We start from the raw sequence: 16,180 nt of genomic DNA on the forward strand, positions 1-16,180 counted from the left end.
GAGCCGTGCTCGGCAGGAGCCTTACCGGTAGAGCCCCAGCCGAGCATGGCTCGGCGCTACAGGTGAAGCAAAAGCAAAGGCCCGGAGCGATCCGGGCCTTTGTTGTTCTGGTAGTGCCGAGCCGTGCTCGGCAGGAGCCTTACCGGTAGAGCCCCAGCCGAGCATGGCTCGGCGCTACAGGTGAAGCAAAAGCAAAGGCCCGGAGCGATCCGGGCCTTTGTTGTTCTGGTAGTGCCGAGCCGTGCTCGGCAGGAGCCTTACCGGTAGAGCCCCAGCCGAGCATGGCTCGGCGCTACAGGTGAAGCAAAAGCAAAGGCCCGGAGCGATCCGGGCCTTTGTTGTTCTGGTAGTGCCGAGCCATGCTCGGCAGAAGCCTTACCGGTAAAGCCCCAGCCGAGCATGGCTCGGCACTACAGATGCGTCTTGTCAGCCGGAGATTGCCAGGCGCTCCTGCCGGTAACGCCATACCGCGACCGCCCACAACAACACTGCCAGCAATACAGAGGCGGTCAGGTATACGGCCCATTGGGTGGCCGATGGCATCTCGCCACGCGTCACTTTCACCAGCATCTGGTTCTGCGACAGGAACGGCACCGCGTACTGCCACAGCTGGGTGTCCTTCAGCGGGTAGGCCATCAGCGCATAGCCCGGCAGCATCGGCAGCAACATCAGCCAGACCATATGGCTCTGCGCTTCCTTCATGCTCTTGGAACTGGCCGACAGACAGGTCAGCAGCGCGGTGCCTATCAGCACCAGCGGCAGCAGGATCACCAGCAGCTTGCCCATCGCCGCGAAGCTCACGTCCAGCGAGCGCGCCGCACCGCCGCCAATGCTGGCACTGATCTTGAACGACACCAGGATCAACAGCATCGAGGCCAGACCCAACACCACGGCAGCCAGCATCTTGCCGCTGACCAGCGCGCCGCGTGCTGCCGGCGTGGCCAGCAAGGGTTCCAGCGACTGCCGCTCGCGCTCACCGGCAGTGGTGTCCATGGCCAGGTGCGAGCCGCCGATGAAAGCGAACAGCATCAGCACCAGCGGCAGCACCACCGACAGGAAAATGCCGCGCTTGGCTTCGGCCGTTGCCAGATCGCGGGTGCCGACATTGACCGGTGCGGCCACCGCCGGATTGACGCCACGTGCCAGCAAACGCAACGCACCTACCGACTGCCCATAGGCCGACAACACACTGCGGACCCGTGCGATCTGCACCTCACCGGTACGACGCGTGGTATCGGCGACAATTTCGACCTTCGCGGGTTTGCCGGCCTTCCAGTCGGCAGCGAAGTTCTCGTCGATGACCAGGGCGAGGTCTTCGCGCTGGCTGCGAATCAGCGCTTCGATATCCGCCGGTGCTTCGGTGGCATTGATACCGCGACTGGCCAGGAAAGCGACCAGGTTCGGCGCACGGGCAATGCCCACCACCGGGATGCTCAAGTCCTTCTCCAACTGCGTCTCGGCACGCAGGTTGGTGAGCTTGTTCATGCCCAGGAACAGCAAGGGGTACAGCAGCGGCGCGGTCAACAACGTCAACAGGAAAGTGCGGCGATCACGGGCGAAATCACGCAGCTCCTTGCGCATCACCGTGAAGATGGCGCGGAAATATCCAGTCTGGCTCATGCGTGCAGGCCCTCCTCGCTGCCGATCAGTTTCACGAACGCGTCTTCCAGGTTGCTCTCATGGGCCTGCTCACGCAGTTCCTCCGGTGTGCCCTGGGCAACCACCCTGCCCTGCGCGACGATCACGATGCGGTCACACAGCGCGGCGACCTCCTGCATGATGTGGCTGGAGAAAATCACGCAGCGGCCTTCCTCGCGCAGTTCCTTGAGGAAGCCACGCAGGCCACGGGTGGTCATCACGTCCAGGCCGTTGGTCGGCTCGTCGAGGATGACGTTGCGCGGGTCATGGATCAGTGCCCGGGCGATGGCGGTCTTGGTGCGCTGGCCCTGGCTGAAGCCCTCGGTGGCACGATCGAGGAAATCCTCCATCTGCAACGCCTTGGCCAGGCGCGCGGTGCGCTCGACGATGGCGGCCGAACTCATGCCATGCAGTTCACCGAAGTAGTCGATGTTCTCGCGGGCGGTCAGGCGCTTGTACACGCCGCGTGCATCCGGCAATACGCCGAGGCTGCGGCGCACGGCATTCGGGTCGACGGCGGCGTCGACGCCATCGACCAGCACGCGGCCGCTCTCCGGCGTCATCAAGGTATACAGCATGCGCAGCGTGGTGGTCTTGCCGGCGCCGTTGGGGCCGAGCAGGCCGGTGATCTGGCCGTCATGGGCGGTGAAGCCCACGTCATCCACGGCGATCACTGGCGTCTTGTCCTTGCCCTTGCCGGGGAAGGTCTTGCGGAGTCGTTCTGCAACGATCATGGAAGCGGATTCCTCAGTGATGCGGTGATGTCACGGTTCCCAGCCATTGAAGCTGGTGAACGGCGGCACGTAGTTGAGCTTCTCAAGGCAGGCGCCATCGAGCGCCTTCGGGTCGGTCTTCTCGATGAACTGCGCGAACAGCTTGGGCATGCAGCCGGCGCCAATCACGTTGTGGCCCTGGCCGCGCAGCACGAACAGGCGTGCGTTATCCAGGTGCTTGACCACCTCCTCGCCGTAGCGCGGCGGGGTCACCGGGTCGAACTCGCCTTCCAGCACCAGCGCCGGCACCTTGCCGGCCAGCGGCTTGTGGAAGTCGGCCGGCGCCGTGCCCTTGGGCCAGCTGGCACACATCGCAGCCATGGACTCGGCCATCTGCTTGCCGAGCACGGTGTCTTCATCGCCTGCGCTGGCAACCATGCCTTCGTTGTCCTCGCTGCACACCACCGACAACTGCATGCCCATCGCCATGGCGTCCTTCATCTCGCCCTGCAGCATCTGCGTCAGCGCCATCAGGTTGTCGTAGCGGCCGCCATTGGCTTCATGGATGAGCTTGGGCAGCAGCGCGCCGGCAGCCGGCATGTAGGCATACATGCGCACCAGGCCGGCAACGGTTTCTGCACGCAGCTCGCCTTCCTGCTGCTCGCCGGTGCTGGCGTCGCGGTACCGCACCGTTACCGGCTGCGCGCGCAGCCTGGCCAGCAACACGTCCAGCTCGGCACGCGGGTCACCCAGCTTGTCCTTGCACGAGGTGGTCCTGGTGCATTGGGCGAACTGCAGCGCCAGTGCATCATCCAGGTTGCGCGCGAAGATATTGCCCAGCTGCAGGCTGTTCGGTACCACCGAGTCGAGCACGATGCTGCGCGTGGTCTGCGGATGGCGCATGGCGTACTGCTGGGCCACGCGGGTGCCGTAGCTGACCCCGACCAGGTTGATCTGCGCAGCGCCAATGGCCTGGCGCACGGTATCCAGGTCCGCCACCGCATCGGTGGTGGTGTAGAAGCGCAGGTCCGCCTTCTGCGACAGCTGGGTGGCGCAGTTCTGCGCGGCCGCCTGCATCGCCGTTGCGCTGAAGTCGGCGTCCTCAGGTGTGTCGCAGGCCAGCAGGTTCGACTTGCCGGTACCCCGCTGGTCCACCAGGATGACGTTGCGATGCTTGCGCACCTCGGCGAAGGCCGCGTCCACCTGGGGATAGGTGGCAACCGCCGCCTGGCCGGGGCCACCGGCGAGGAAGAACACCGGGTCCGGCTGCAGGTCGGTTTCCTTCTCCGGTGCGACCCAGGCGATGTTCAGCGCGATCTTGCGGCCCTGCGGATTGGCCCGGTCTTCCGGCACTTCCAGCGTGGCGCACTGCGCTTCCAGGCTGTCGTGGCTGCCGTCCGAGCTCAGGCTGCAGGGTTGGAAGTTCAAGCTGCCCAGCGTCTGTGGCTTGCCGGCCACAGCCGTTACGGGCGCGGCCCCGGCGGCAGCGGGCGCAGGCGTATCGGGTGACCGCACCAGGCGGTAGCCGACAATGCCGGCGATCACGGCCAGAGCGAGGATGGTTTGGGTCTTGCGGGACATCATCGGAACAGCCCCTCACGGTTCAAGGAAAAAACGGATCTGCCTGCATCCAGACGCGGGCGCGGCAGCTATGTGACTTCAGGAAAGAAAATATCTTCAATCCGGCTTTCAAACAGCCGGGCAATGCGAAACGCCAGCGGCAGGCTGGGGTCGTACTTGCCGGTCTCCAGTGCATTGACCGTCTGTCGGGAAACCTCCAGCTGCTCGGCCAGTTCACCCTGCGACCAGCCCTTGCCTTCGCGCAGCTCGCGCAATCGGTTATCCATCGCCGCGGCTCAGTGATAGCGCCGTGCGACCACGGCCTTGGCCAGCCCGTATGACAGGCAGACAAAGGGGAACACCCAGATCATCGCCACGTTGGACGGCACATCGATGACCTTGGCCGACTGCAGGAATCCGCCTGTCAGGTAGATCAACGAAACGAACGCCGTAGCAAAGCTCACCGCCTCCAGTTCGATGCGCTGTTGCAGCTCATCGGCATCGCGGATGTAGCGGATCATCGCCCGCAGCACCAGCATCATCGGTGGCACCGGCAACAAGGCGATCAAGGCGCGCAGCAGGCCGTCCTCGACCCGCTTGAGCAGCAGGATCGACAGCACCAGCAACACCACATAGCCGCCCATCGCCAGCATCACCTCGCGGGTATAGCGCTTGCGCAGCTTGGCCGGGGCGGCATCGCAGCCAGCGGGCATCAGCCAGCGCAGCAGTGCTGCGATTGCCAGGCCCAGGGCGATACCAAACAGGATGCCGCTGACTTGCGGCTGCGCGCCCATCGGCTGCCACAGCAGCAGCGCGCATGCGACCAAGGTGAATGCAGCGGCGGCGATCAGCATGCCAAGCGTCCAAAAATTGCGGCTCATCGCTCGGCCCCTCGCAGCTGCTGCCGCGAGCCGGACGGTACAACAGCACACCGGCGGGCAACGGAGCCCGTCGGCGCGAAACAAACAAGAAACCTGCAATGACGCATGGCCAACTCCTGTAAAGCACGCTTGACACATCCTGCGGCCGCCAGACCCGGCTGTCAAGCAAACTTTACAGATGAAACCCCGCCCGGCGGCGGCCAGCTCCTCGGCCTGGCGCGGAAAAGCAACGCCCATGACGAAAAAAGGCGCGACCGAAAGGGTCGCGCCTGCATATGGCCAACGTCAAACCAGCGGCCGGACCGGCCGGATCAACAACATGGCAGCTGCACGCCAGCTGCCAACCATCACTTGCTACTGACGTACTTCTCGCGGCGGATCTGCGGCATCGGCAGACCGGCCTGCTTCAGCGCTTCCACGCAGGTATCGACCATGTCCGGGTTGCCGCACAGGTAGGCGATGTCACGGGCCGGGTCGGGCGCGATCTCGGCCAGCTGCTGTTGCACATAGCCCTTGCGGACATCGGCATGCGGGTTTTCCGGCAGCTCGCGCGACAGGCAGGGCAGGTAGCGGAAACCCGGGTTGGCGGCGGCGAAGGCATAGAAGTCGTCGCTGTACAGCAGTTCTTCCGGCGTGCGCGCGCCCTGCAGCAACACCACTTCCACGCCGCGCTCCTGCATGGCGGTGCGCAGCTGCGGCAACATCGAGCGGTACGGGGTGACGCCGGTGCCGGTGGCGATCAGCAGGTAGCGGGCATTGTGGTCGCCCGGCTGCAGGCAGAAACGTCCGAACGGGCCGCTGCCGCTGACGTGGTCGCCCAGTTCCATGCCCTCGAACAGGGCTGTGGCGGCACCGCCGGGGACGAAGCTGACCGCGATTTCCACCGCATCGCCCGGGCCCAGCGCGTGATCGTGGATGGTGGCCAACGAGTAGCTGCGCTTGGCCGGGGTGCCGTCGGCGTAGTCGAAGTGAATCTGAATGAACTGGCCGGGCAGGAAATCCAGCGGCTGGCCGTCGTCACGGACGAACTGGTAATGGCCGATGCTGGGCGCCAGCATGTGCCGGCCGACCAGCTTGAGGGGGAATTGGATTGGCACAGGAGGGGAACAGTGTGTAACCGGGTATGGACCACGGGGCCTCCTATAATAGCCGCCTGCACTTATCCGACGCCTGTACCCGGCGCGAAGGCCCGAGATTGGACTCCCGTACCCCATCCAGCACAGCTGCGCTGCGCATCACCGACCTGCGCAAGACCTATGACAACGGCGTACAGGCCCTGAAGGGCGTGTCGCTGGAGGTCGCCCCTGGCGACTTTTTCGCCCTGCTCGGCCCCAATGGCGCCGGCAAGTCGACACTGATCGGTATCGTTTCTTCACTGGTGAACCTGAGCGAAGGCCAGGTGCAGGTGTTCGGCAGTGACCTGGTGGCCAACCGCAGCGCAACCATGCGCCTGATCGGATTGGTGCCGCAGGAAATCAACTTCAACCTGTTCGAGAAGCCCTTCGACATCCTGGTCAACTACGCCGGCTTCTACGGGATTCCGCGTGCCGAAGCCGAGGTCCGCGCCGAACAGGAGCTCAAGCGCGCGCACCTGTGGAACAAGGCACAGATGATGAGCCGTACCCTGTCCGGCGGCATGAAGCGGCGCTTGATGATCGCCCGCGCGATGATGACGCAGCCGCGCCTGCTGATCCTGGACGAACCCACCGCCGGCGTGGACATCGAGATCCGCCGCGACATGTGGAAGACGCTGCAGGAAATCAACGCCGCCGGCACCACCATCATCCTCACCACGCACTACCTGGAAGAGGCCGAGCAGCTGTGCCGCAACCTGGCCATCATCAACCACGGCCAGATCGTCGAGCAGGGCCCGATGCGCGGTCTGCTGGCCAAGCTCGACGTGGAAGGCTTCCTGTTCGATATCGACGGTGAACTGCCCGCCCAGCTGCCGCAGATCGAAGGCGCCACCCTGGTCGCCACCGACGCGCATACGCTGGACCTGGACATGCCGCGCGCGATGGATCTGAACCGTGTTTTCGACGCCCTCAATGCCGCCGGCATCCGCGTGCGTTCGATGCGTACCAAGAGCAACCGCCTGGAGGAGCTGTTCGTGCGCCTCACCGGCAACCTGGAGAACAGCGCCGCATGAGTACCCCCGTTCCCGTGACCGACAGCAGCCGCAACTGGGTGGCGCTGGGCACCATCGTTCGCCGCGAGGTCAACCGCATCCTGCGCATCTGGGGCCAGACCCTGGTGCCGCCGGCCATCACCATGACCCTGTACTTCCTGATCTTCGGCGGCCTGATCGGCTCCAAGATCGGGCAGATGGGCGGCTACAGCTACATGCAGTTCATCGTGCCGGGCCTGGTGATGATGAGCGTGATCCAGAACAGCTACGGCAACATCAGCTCCTCGTTCTTCGGTGCCAAGTTCGGCCGCCATGTCGAGGAACTGCTGGTCAGCCCGATGCCCAACTGGGTGATCCTGTGGGGTTATGTGGCCGGCGCCGTGCTGCGTGGCCTGATGGTCGGCGTGATCGTGCTGATCATCGCCATGTTCTTCACCCCGGTGCGCATCCCGCACCCGCTGGTAACGCTGAGCACGGTGCTGCTGGGCGCGACCATCTTCTCGCTGGCCGGCTTCATCAATGCCGTCTATGCAAAGAAGTTCGATGACGTGGCAATCGTGCCGACCTTCATCCTGACCCCGCTGACCTACCTGGGCGGCGTGTTCTACTCGGTGACGCTGTTGCCGGGCTGGGCGCAGGCGATGACCCATGCCAATCCGATCTTCTACATGGTCAATGCGTTCCGCTACGGCCTGCTGGGCAGCAGCGACGTGCCGTTGTGGGTGTCGTATGCATTGATGCTGGGCTTTGTTGCCGCGCTCACCGCATTGGCCCTGTGGCTGCTGCGCCGGGGCGTAGGCCTGCGCAGCTGAAAGAAGGCGCCGCAAGGCGCCTTTTTTCTTGGCTCTTTGCTTTGGTTCTTGTGGGAGCGGCGTAAGCCGCGAAGCAAAAGATCCAAAAGCCAAAAGCACACCCCCTCCCCAACCCGTCCGGCCCGAAGGCATAGCCTTCGGTCGTTCATCAGGCCGCGCGCCAATGGCGCGCAAGCAGGCCTTCTTCACCCCCTTGCCTTCGGCAAAGGGAGGGGAACAGCTTCGCGGCTTACGCCGCTCCCACAACATCAACCGCACGCCGAACACCTATGATGTCTTCACTCCCCTTCGTTGATGGATATCCAAGCTGATGCGCATCCTGATTCTCGGTGCCGGTGGCACTGGCGGTTACTTTGGTGGCCGGCTGGCCCAGGCCGGCATTGATGTCACCTTCCTGGTGCGACCCAACCGTGCCGCGCAGCTGGACCGCGATGGCCTGGTGATCCGCAGCCCGCTCGGCGACGCCGCCTTCGCGGTCGCCCACGTCACCGCCGAGTCACTGCCGCAGCTTGCGCAGCAGCGCCCCTTCGACCTGGTCATCCTCAGCTGCAAGGCCTATGACCTGGACAGCTCGATCGAGGCCATCGCACCGGCAGTAGGCGCCCACACCACGGTGCTGCCCATCCTCAACGGCCTGCGCCATTACACCGCACTGGACGCACGCTTCGGGCGCGAGCACGTGCTTGGCGGGCTGTGCTTCATCAGTGCAACCAAGGCCGACGATGGCGCCGTGCTGCATCTGGACAAGCCGGCCAAGCTGACCTTCGGCGAACGTGATGGCGACACCGACAGCGCCCGCGTCAGCGCACTTGCCAAGGCCTGCGAACAGGCCGGCATCGACCATGTCGCCTCGGCCGATATCGCCCTGGAGCAATGGATCAAATACACCTTCCTGACCGCGTTGGCCGCCGGCACCTGCCTGATGCGCGCCAACGTTGGCACTATCGTCGCCAGCGACCACGGCACTGCCTTCATGCAGGCCCTGTACGACGAGTGCCTGGCCGTGGCCACACAGGCCGGGCAGCCGATTCCAGCGAAGGCACAGGAAATTGCACTGGGCGCCATCACCAAGCCAGGCTCACCGATCAAGGCCTCGATGCTGCGCGACCTGGAGGCGGGGCAGCGGGTGGAAGCGGCACATATCGTCGGTGACATGCTGGGCCGCGCGCTTGCCGCCGGCCAGTCCGCGCCGCTGCTGCAGGCCGCGTATTGCCACCTGCAGGCCTACGAGGCACAGCGCGCCGGCTGAACTGCCACCGCGGTGAGCGCATGCAGCGTTCACCGCGGTGGTTTATCTTCGCCGCTACAGGGGATGTACACGCGAAGGATCGAGATGAAAAAGTACCCAGCGCTGGCCTTGGGCTGCGCCGTAAGCATGTTGCTGCTGGCCTGCAGCCGCAGCGAGCCTGAAACAAACGCTGCCGCAACGACACCGGCCGCTGTCGTCGACACGACGCCGGCGGCAACCGACAACGCGGCCGCGGCCACTGTCGGCGGCCTGCAGGACCGCGAGGGCAAGCCCGTCGCCGTGGTGCCCTTCGATATCAGCCGCATCGCCACGACCGACAAGCCACTCGGCGCGCTGCCTTTCTTCGGCCTGCCGCAGGGCTATGAACCCCTCAATGCGCCCCATGTGCGTGCCTGGGCGCGCTTTCCGCTGCGCATGGGCGACGGCGTGCATTGGGTGGAAGGCCCCAGCTGGTCTGCGCAGATCGTGGTCCCCAGCAGTGCGGGCAAGAGCTTCTCCGCGCTGGAGCTGGAGCGCAATCTCGATACCCTGCTCAGCGCCGCCGGTGCCAGCAAGGTATTTGAAGGCCCCGAGCACCGTGATATCTACTACGGGCCGCAGCTGGAGGATGAGATTGGCGGCGGCTTCATCGATGCGGTCAACAACGGCGCCGACGCCCCCACCTCGGTATGGGTGATCCGCCAGCCCCAGCGCAACATCTGGGTGCAGCTTTCGCTGGATGACCTGCATGCCGGCATGGTGGTGCTGGAAGAAGTGCCGTTCACGCCGACCGCCCATTGGTCCGACAGTTTTCCCCATCTCAGCCTGCCGGCCGGCTACAACGACCGCAACAAGCCGCTCCAGCGTGACTTCGACCGTTTCCCCTTCTGGACCGGTGATCACTTCGAGCAGGTTGAGGGCAAGCTCTGGGCGGCCGATTTCGACAAGCCCGAGCGCGCGTATTCGCTGCACGAGGTACGCCGCAACCTCGAGGCGATGATGGCAACGGTCAACGCAACCACGGTGTTCGATGGCCGCATTCCGAAAGCCCAGGCCGAGTCGGTACCGGAGTCGGTGCGTTCAGCCTATTCGGGCAGCGCCGGCTACAACTGGGATGATTTCGACCTGGTGGTCTACCGCGCCGATCTGCCCGACGGTCGCCAGATCTGGGTACATGCCCGGCTGGAGTACCTGAGCGCAGGCTGGGTGGTGGTTGAGCGCAAGGGCTTGCAGCAGACCGCGGCCCTGCTGCCCGCAGCGGCGTTGAAGCAGCAGCTTGACAGCCAGGGGCGGGTCGCCATCCAGGTCAACTTCGCCACCGACCAGGCGCAGATCCTGCCCGACTCGCAGCCACAGCTGGAGCAGGTGCTGGCCGTGCTCAAGCAGGACCCTGCATTGCAGCTGTCGGTGGAGGGCCACACCGACAACAGCGGCAATGCGGCACACAACCAGCAACTGTCCGACGCGCGCGCCGCTTCGGTGGTGGCCAGCCTTGCCGCCGCCGGCATCGCACCGGCACGGCTGCAGGCGCGTGGTTGGGGCCAGGACAAGCCGGTCGCCGACAACGCCAGCGAGGCCGGCCGCGCCAGCAACCGGCGGGTGGAACTGGTCAAGCGCTGATCAGGCGGGGCTGCATTGCAGCCCCCGTTTCACACTGGCGGCAGGCGGAAGAACGCACGGGTTGCAGCGGTGGCGTTGGCAGCAGTCAATGCCACGTCTTCGCCACGGTCGCGGGCCAGTTCCTCGACGATATGCGACAGGAAGGCCGGCTCGTTGCGGCGGTCCTTGGGCAGCGGCCGCATCGTGCGCGGCAGCAGGTAGGGCGCATCGGTCTCGATCATCAGGCGCTCGGCCGGGATGTGCTTGACCAGTTCACGCAGGTGCGCACCGCGGCGCTCATCGCAGAGCCAGCCGGTGATGCCGATGTACCAGTCACGGTCCAGGTAATCGAACAACTCACGACGCTCGGCGGTGAAGCAGTGCACCACTGCCGGGCCAAGCTTGCCGTCGAAGTTCTTCATCATCGCGATGAAATCATCGTGCGCATCGCGCTGGTGCAGGAACAGCGGCTTGCCGTTCTCGCTGGCGATCTGCAGCTGGCGTTCGAAGGCCTTGCGCTGGGCCGGGCGCGGCGAGAAATCGCGATTGAAATCCAGGCCACATTCGCCCACCGCCACTACTTCCGGGTGTGCGTGCAGTGCGCGCATTTCCGCATCGCATTCGTCGGTGTACTCGCTGGCGTGATGCGGATGCACGCCCGCGGTGGCGTACAGGAAACCGGGGTGTCGCTGCGCCAGCGCCAAGGCCATCGGCGAGTGCTCACGGCTGGCACCGGTGATCACCATCTGCACCACGCCGGCGGCTTTGGCGCGCTCCAGCACCGCGTCCAGGTCGCGATCAAAGGATTCGTGGGTGAGGTTGGCGCCGATGTCGATCAGTTGCATTGAGCTGGGTGCGGTGAGGCAGGAACAGGGAATTGTAGAGGTTTGGCCGCAGGCGAGCCCTGTGCAGCATGAACGGAGCCCCGTAGCCCGGGTAAGCGCAGCGCACCCGGGGGCTCTGTGCGAGGTACCCAATGACTCCGCGAAGAGCCCCGGGTGCGCTGCGCTTACCCGGGCTACGGGTTTGCGGCGGCGCATCTGGCGCGCGGCTTCTACAATGCAGCGATGGCAACTGCATTCCCCATCACTTCCCTGCTCCCCGACATCCTCCGGCAGCTGGCCACGCAGCCGCGGCTGGTGCTGGAAGCGCCGCCCGGCGCCGGCAAGACCACGCAGGTGCCGCTGGCGCTGCTGGACGCGCCGTGGCTGCACGGCAACAAGATCATCATGCTGGAGCCGCGCCGGGTGGCGGCACGCAGCGCTGCCACCTTCATGGCCCGGCAGCTGGGCGAACCCGTCGGCGAGACCGTTGGCTACCGCATCCGCTTCGAGAACAAGGTCTCGGCGCGTACCCGCATCGAGGTGGTCACCGAAGGCATCCTGACCCGCATGCTGCAGGACGACCCGCTGCTGGAAGGTGTGGGTGCGGTGCTGTTCGACGAATTCCACGAACGCCACCTGTCGGCCGACCTCGGCCTGGCATTGGCGCTGGACGTGCAATCGCAGCTGCGCGATGACCTGCGCATCGTGGTGATGTCAGCCACCCTGGACGGTGAGCGGCTGGCGCAGTTCCTGGACGCGCCGCGCCTGTCCAGCGAAGGCCGCAGCTACCCGGTGGACGTCAGCCACTTCCCGCCACGACGCGACGAAACCCTGGAAGCACAGACTCGCCGCGCGGTGGAACAGGCCGTGGCCCAGCATCCCGGCGACGTGCTGGTGTTCCTGCCAGGGCAGCGCGAGATTGCCAGAGTGCAGGCCGCTCTGAGCCCCTCTCCCTCAGGGGGAGGCGTTGGGGAGAGGGTAGGTGGCGCAGCCACCCGCTCTGTCCCATTGCCGGAGGCTTCGCCCGCACCCTCATCCGGCGTTCGGCCATCCCCGCCTTCGCGGGGACAGGCTCTTCTCCCGGCGGGAGAAGGCTATGACGTCCTCCCCCTCCACGGCGAGCTGCCCATCGAACAACAGACCCGCGTGCTGCAGCCCGATCCCGACGGCCGCCGCCGTGTGGTGCTGGCCACCAACGTGGCCGAATCCTCGGTCACCCTGCCCGGCGTGCGTGTGGTGATTGATGCCGGCCTGGCGCGCGAGCCGCGCTACGACCCCAACAGCGGTTTCTCGCGGCTGGATGCGGTGACCATCTCGCAGGCCTCGGCCGACCAGCGCGCCGGCCGCGCCGGTCGTGTGGCTGCCGGCTGGGCGTGGCGGCTGTGGCCGCAATCGCAGCGACTGGAGTCGCAGCGCCGCCCGGAAATGGCGCAGGTGGAACTGGCCGGGCTCGCGCTGGAACTGGCGGCCTGGGGCAGCGACGATCTGCGCTTCGTCGATCCACCGCCGAGCGGCGCACTCTCGGCCGCGCGCGAACTGCTTCAGCGGCTCGGCGCCTTGAGTGCGGACAACACCATCACCGCATTGGGCAAACGCATGCTGGCGATGGGCACGCATCCGCGCATGGCGGCGATGCTGCTGTCTGCCGGCAATCCGCGCGAGCAGGCCTTGGCGGCAGATATAGCCGCCCTGTTGGAAGCCCGCGACCCATTGCGCCAGGGCGGTGATGCACTCGCCGCACGTTGGCGCGCACTGGCAGCCTTCCGCAATGGCCGTGCGCCTTACGACGCCAATCGCGGTGGACTGACTGCGATTGATGCCGCCGCCAAACAATGGCGCCGGCGCCTGCGTTGCGATGCGACGCCGCCAGCCGATATCGAAGCGCATGAGCTCGGCGACCTGCTCGCCCATGCCTTCCCCGACCGCATTGCCAGCCAGCACCCCAACGATCCACAGCGCTACCAGCTGGCCAATGGCCGCAGCGCACGCCAATTCGACAACAGCGACCTGCGCGGCGAACCCTGGCTGGTGATCAGCGAACTGCGCCATGACCCGCGCGATGCCTTGATCCTGCGCGCGGCTCCGGTGGACGAACAACGCCTGCGCCGCGACTTCCCCGAGCGCTTCAAGACCCAGGACGTAGTGCGCTGGAACAGCACCAAGCGTGCATTGGAAGCACGTCGCGAATCCAGCTTCGAGCGCATCGTGCTGGACAGCCGCCCGGCCGGCCAGGTGGACCCGGCGCGCGCCGCACGCGCGCTTACCGATGCGGTGCACGAACTGGGGCTGGACGCTTTGCCCTGGACCGAAAACCTGCAGCAATGGCGCTGGCGGGTGATGGGACTCAGAAAGTGGATGCCGGAACTGGAGCTGCCCGATCTATCCGACACGGCCTTGCTTGAGACACTGGATGATTGGCTGCTGCCAGCATTCAACGGCAAGACGCGGCTGGAAGCCTTGTCCGAGGAAGAGCTGGGCGAGGCACTGAAGTCCGGCATCGACTGGAGCAAGCGGCAGCTGGTGGATCGTCATGCGCCGACCCGTATCAGCGTGCCTTCTGGAATGGAACGGCGCATCGAATACGCGCTGGATGATGACGGCGTCAATCCGCGCCCACCGGTACTGGCGGTGAAGCTGCAGGAGCTGTTTGGCCTGGCTGATACCCCACGCATTGCCGATGGGCGTGTGCCGCTGTTGTTGCATCTGCTGTCGCCGGGTGGAAAGCCTTTGCAGGTGACCGGTGACCTGCGCAACTTCTGGCAGAACACCTATGCCGAGGTGAAGAAGGAAATGAAGGGGCGCTATCCGCGACATCCGTGGCCGGATGATCCGTGGAGCGCTACCGCCACGCATAGAGCGAAGCCGCGGGGGACGTGACTGGGGTTTGGCAAAAGCAGAAGCGAGAGCGAGAGCAAACACAAAAGCACCCCTCCCCAACCCTCCCCTGCGCTGCGCGCAAGGGAGGGGGTGGGTCCTGGCAACCTGTCAGATGCAGCGCAACTGCTTTGGCCCCCTCCCTTGCGCGCAGCGCAGGGGAGGGTTGGGGAGGGGTAGCTTTTGCCGCTTGCCGCTTGCCGCTTGCCGTCGTTGCCGTTGCCGTTGCCGTTGCCGTTACTTCAGCTTCAGCCTTCCACCACCGCACCCAGCGCTTCCCGGCTAACATCCCGTACACGGCCCTCTGGTAAGAATGAGGGTCTGGCCCTCATCTACATGGAGTCCCCACATGAGCAAGTTCAGCGATATCACCGGCCCGGCACTGGAGCGTGCACTGGAACTGGTCAACAGCGCCGGTGGCAACATCAAGCACGGTGGTTCCAGCGCCGCCGAATGGCTCAAGACCGGTGCCGCCATTGGTGCGATGAAGACCGGCGGCCGTGCCGTCACCCGCGTCGCCAAGCGCAACCCCACCGCTACCGTCGCCGTTGCGGCCGTTGGCCTGGGCCTGATTGGCTATGCGCTGTACCGCAAGAACAAGCGCGACAACGAGGCCATCGAGGCCAAGTCGCGGCAAATCGCGCAGCGCCGCCGCCATGCGGCCAGCGTGACCGATGAAACCAGCGATATTGGCAGCGACGCCTGAGTTTTTGGGTGGGGTTTGAATCAAAAGCGCCCCTCCCCAACCCTCCCCTGCGCGTCGCGCAAGGGAGGGAGCAGGTTCTTGCAGCGCCTTTATGCTTGCTAGAGACCTAGTTCTGCCAGAACGGCTGCGGTGGACTGACCGACGTCATCCAGCTGCGGGTTGATCCGCCCCGGCTCGTTGGCGAACTTGATCGGTATGCCCAGGTGGGTACCACCCTGCGCATCGGTCCAGACCATCTCACGCGCGCGCGTATGCGGATCATTGAAGGCTTCGGTCAGCGTTTTCACTGGCGCCCAGCACACGTCGATGTCGTGCAGGAACAGCGTCCATTCCACCAGGGTGCGGCGGGAAAAGGTTTCGGCCAGGAAGTCCTTGACCGGGTCCTGGGCACTGCCCGGTGGCAGGTGGCAAAGGTGGATCAGGTCGGCGCGGCCCAGCGCATTGAGCAGGTTTTCGGCGAACTTGTGCTCGGCACCGCCCAGCGCGATCCAGCGGTCGTCGGCGCAGCGGTAGAGCTTGTACAGCGCATTGCCACCCCAGCTGCGCTCTTCCTTGATCACCGGATCGCGGCCCAGCGCGAACGGCGGGCCCAGCACGTTCGGCAACCACGCCATCAAGGCGTCCTGCATCGATAGATCGATGTAGTCGCCCTCGCCCGTGCGCTCGCGGCGGAACAAGGCCATCAGGATGCCGTTCAGCGCCATCAACGAGCCGGCCATGTCGGCCACCGGCATATGCGGCATGGCCGGGGTGCCATCTGGCGCGCGATTCAAACTGACCACGCCGGTATCGGCCTGCATGGCCAGATCGTGGGCGGGGCGGTTGACCTTGGGCCCGGTCTGGCCGAAGGCGCTGATCGAGCAGTACACCAGCTTGGGATTGATCGCCTTGCAGCTGGCGTAGTCGATGCCAAGGCGCTTGGCGACGCCGGGGCGAAATGCTTCCACCACCACATCGGCCCACGCCACCAGTTTGGCGAACGCCGCCTTGCCGTCGGCGCTTTTCAGATCCAGCACGATGCAGCGTTTGCCGCGATGGGTGTTGCGGAACCAGGTGCTGGCCCCGGCCTGCTTCAGGCCGACCTCGCGTACCGGTTCGCCGCTGGGCGGTTCGATCTTGATCACGTCGGCGCCGTGGTCGGCCATCACCATGGTCAGGTGCGGCCCCGGCAGGAACAGCGACAGATCAAGTACGCGTACACCTTCAAGCTTCATCAT

At 65.4% G+C, this 16,180-nt stretch carries 14 protein-coding genes; 6 read left to right on the forward strand and 8 right to left on the reverse strand.

Annotated features, from left to right (window positions below):
* Positions 1-426: 426 nt before the first annotated feature.
* The 6 genes from RT131_RS13045 to RT131_RS13070 all read right to left on the reverse strand — a co-directional run bounded on the left by RT131_RS13045 (position 427) and on the right by RT131_RS13070 (position 5,889).
* Complete coding sequence (locus RT131_RS13045; protein WP_313173238.1) at positions 427-1,620, reverse strand: ABC transporter permease; 1,194 nt, start codon at positions 1,618-1,620, stop codon at positions 427-429.
* Positions 1,617-2,372 (reverse strand): ATP-binding cassette domain-containing protein, encoded by a 756-nt coding sequence (locus tag RT131_RS13050; RefSeq protein ID WP_313173239.1) that lies wholly within the window; start codon positions 2,370-2,372, stop codon positions 1,617-1,619. The genes RT131_RS13045 and RT131_RS13050 overlap by 4 nt, the downstream gene beginning before the upstream one ends.
* Before the next feature lie 30 nt (positions 2,373-2,402).
* Positions 2,403-3,932 (reverse strand): alpha/beta hydrolase, encoded by a 1,530-nt coding sequence (locus RT131_RS13055; protein WP_313173240.1) that lies wholly within the window; start codon positions 3,930-3,932, stop codon positions 2,403-2,405.
* Between the two features lie 68 nt (positions 3,933-4,000).
* Positions 4,001-4,198 carry a helix-turn-helix transcriptional regulator gene (locus tag RT131_RS13060; RefSeq protein ID WP_313173241.1) on the reverse strand — a complete coding sequence of 66 codons (198 nt, stop codon included), beginning with the start codon at positions 4,196-4,198 and terminating at the stop codon, positions 4,001-4,003.
* 9 nt (positions 4,199-4,207) lie between these two features.
* Complete coding sequence (locus tag RT131_RS13065; protein ID WP_313173242.1) at positions 4,208-4,792, reverse strand: hypothetical protein; 585 nt, start codon at positions 4,790-4,792, stop codon at positions 4,208-4,210.
* Between the two features lie 347 nt (positions 4,793-5,139).
* Positions 5,140-5,889 carry a ferredoxin--NADP reductase gene (locus RT131_RS13070; RefSeq protein WP_313173243.1) on the reverse strand — a complete coding sequence of 250 codons (750 nt, stop codon included), beginning with the start codon at positions 5,887-5,889 and terminating at the stop codon, positions 5,140-5,142.
* 98 nt (positions 5,890-5,987) lie between these two features.
* On the opposite strand from RT131_RS13070, the gene RT131_RS13075 reads away from it, so the two are divergent.
* The 4 genes from RT131_RS13075 (at position 5,988) to RT131_RS13090 (ending at position 10,580) form a co-directional block, all read left to right on the forward strand.
* Entirely contained in the window at positions 5,988-6,941 is a 954-nt protein-coding gene (locus RT131_RS13075) for an ABC transporter ATP-binding protein (protein WP_313173244.1), read from the forward strand.
* On the forward strand, positions 6,938-7,732 hold the full coding sequence (locus RT131_RS13080; protein WP_313173245.1) for an ABC transporter permease: 795 nt from the start codon (positions 6,938-6,940) through the stop codon (positions 7,730-7,732). The genes RT131_RS13075 and RT131_RS13080 overlap by 4 nt, the downstream gene beginning before the upstream one ends.
* Before the next feature lie 310 nt (positions 7,733-8,042).
* A complete protein-coding gene (gene panE / locus RT131_RS13085) occupies positions 8,043-8,981 on the forward strand; it encodes a 2-dehydropantoate 2-reductase (RefSeq protein ID WP_313173246.1) in 939 nt (312 codons plus the stop codon).
* An 84-nt stretch (positions 8,982-9,065) separates the two neighbouring features.
* The gene (locus tag RT131_RS13090; protein ID WP_313173247.1) at positions 9,066-10,580 is read left to right on the forward strand and encodes an OmpA family protein; all 1,515 of its coding nucleotides are present in this window, start codon (positions 9,066-9,068) and stop codon (positions 10,578-10,580) included.
* Between the two features lie 29 nt (positions 10,581-10,609).
* On the opposite strand, the gene RT131_RS13095 is transcribed toward RT131_RS13090, so the two are convergent.
* Positions 10,610-11,404: a TatD family hydrolase gene (locus RT131_RS13095; protein WP_313173248.1), complete on the reverse strand. Its 795-nt coding sequence runs from the start codon at positions 11,402-11,404 to the stop codon at positions 10,610-10,612.
* A 222-nt stretch (positions 11,405-11,626) separates the two neighbouring features.
* Between RT131_RS13095 and hrpB the strand changes: the two genes are divergently transcribed.
* Both hrpB and RT131_RS13105 read left to right on the forward strand, forming a co-directional pair.
* Positions 11,627-14,260 carry an ATP-dependent helicase HrpB gene (gene hrpB, locus RT131_RS13100; protein WP_313173249.1) on the forward strand — a complete coding sequence of 878 codons (2,634 nt, stop codon included), beginning with the start codon at positions 11,627-11,629 and terminating at the stop codon, positions 14,258-14,260.
* Between the two features lie 346 nt (positions 14,261-14,606).
* A complete protein-coding gene (locus tag RT131_RS13105) occupies positions 14,607-14,963 on the forward strand; it encodes a hypothetical protein (protein WP_282268299.1) in 357 nt (118 codons plus the stop codon).
* Between the two features lie 98 nt (positions 14,964-15,061).
* Here the strand turns inward: RT131_RS13105 and RT131_RS13110 are convergent, their stop codons facing one another.
* Positions 15,062-16,177, reverse strand: a complete 1,116-nt coding sequence (locus RT131_RS13110) for a CoA transferase (RefSeq protein WP_313173250.1) — start codon at positions 16,175-16,177, stop codon at positions 15,062-15,064.
* Positions 16,178-16,180 lie beyond the last annotated feature (3 nt).

This window comes from Stenotrophomonas sp. (assembly GCF_032066555.1).
Classification (GTDB): Bacteria; Pseudomonadota; Gammaproteobacteria; order Xanthomonadales; family Xanthomonadaceae; genus Stenotrophomonas.

Bases quoted from the DNA above. Each gene is read 5' to 3' on its own strand.
- RT131_RS13045 (WP_313173238.1), bottom strand. From the start codon at position 1,620: ATGAGCCAGACTGGATATTTCCGCGCCATCTTCACGGTGATGCGCAAG.
- RT131_RS13050 (WP_313173239.1), bottom strand. From the start codon at position 2,372: ATGATCGTTGCAGAACGACTCCGCAAGACCTTCCCCGGCAAGGGCAAG.
- RT131_RS13055 (WP_313173240.1), bottom strand. From the start codon at position 3,932: ATGTCCCGCAAGACCCAAACCATCCTCGCTCTGGCCGTGATCGCCGGC.
- RT131_RS13060 (WP_313173241.1), bottom strand. From the start codon at position 4,198: ATGGATAACCGATTGCGCGAGCTGCGCGAAGGCAAGGGCTGGTCGCAG.
- RT131_RS13065 (WP_313173242.1), bottom strand. From the start codon at position 4,792: ATGAGCCGCAATTTTTGGACGCTTGGCATGCTGATCGCCGCCGCTGCA.
- RT131_RS13080 (WP_313173245.1), top strand. From the start codon at position 6,938: ATGAGTACCCCCGTTCCCGTGACCGACAGCAGCCGCAACTGGGTGGCG.
- panE (WP_313173246.1), top strand. From the start codon at position 8,043: ATGCGCATCCTGATTCTCGGTGCCGGTGGCACTGGCGGTTACTTTGGT.
- RT131_RS13090 (WP_313173247.1), top strand. From the start codon at position 9,066: ATGAAAAAGTACCCAGCGCTGGCCTTGGGCTGCGCCGTAAGCATGTTG.
- RT131_RS13095 (WP_313173248.1), bottom strand. From the start codon at position 11,404: ATGCAACTGATCGACATCGGCGCCAACCTCACCCACGAATCCTTTGAT.
- hrpB (WP_313173249.1), top strand. From the start codon at position 11,627: ATGGCAACTGCATTCCCCATCACTTCCCTGCTCCCCGACATCCTCCGG.
- RT131_RS13105 (WP_282268299.1), top strand. From the start codon at position 14,607: ATGAGCAAGTTCAGCGATATCACCGGCCCGGCACTGGAGCGTGCACTG.
- RT131_RS13110 (WP_313173250.1), bottom strand. From the start codon at position 16,177: ATGAAGCTTGAAGGTGTACGCGTACTTGATCTGTCGCTGTTCCTGCCG.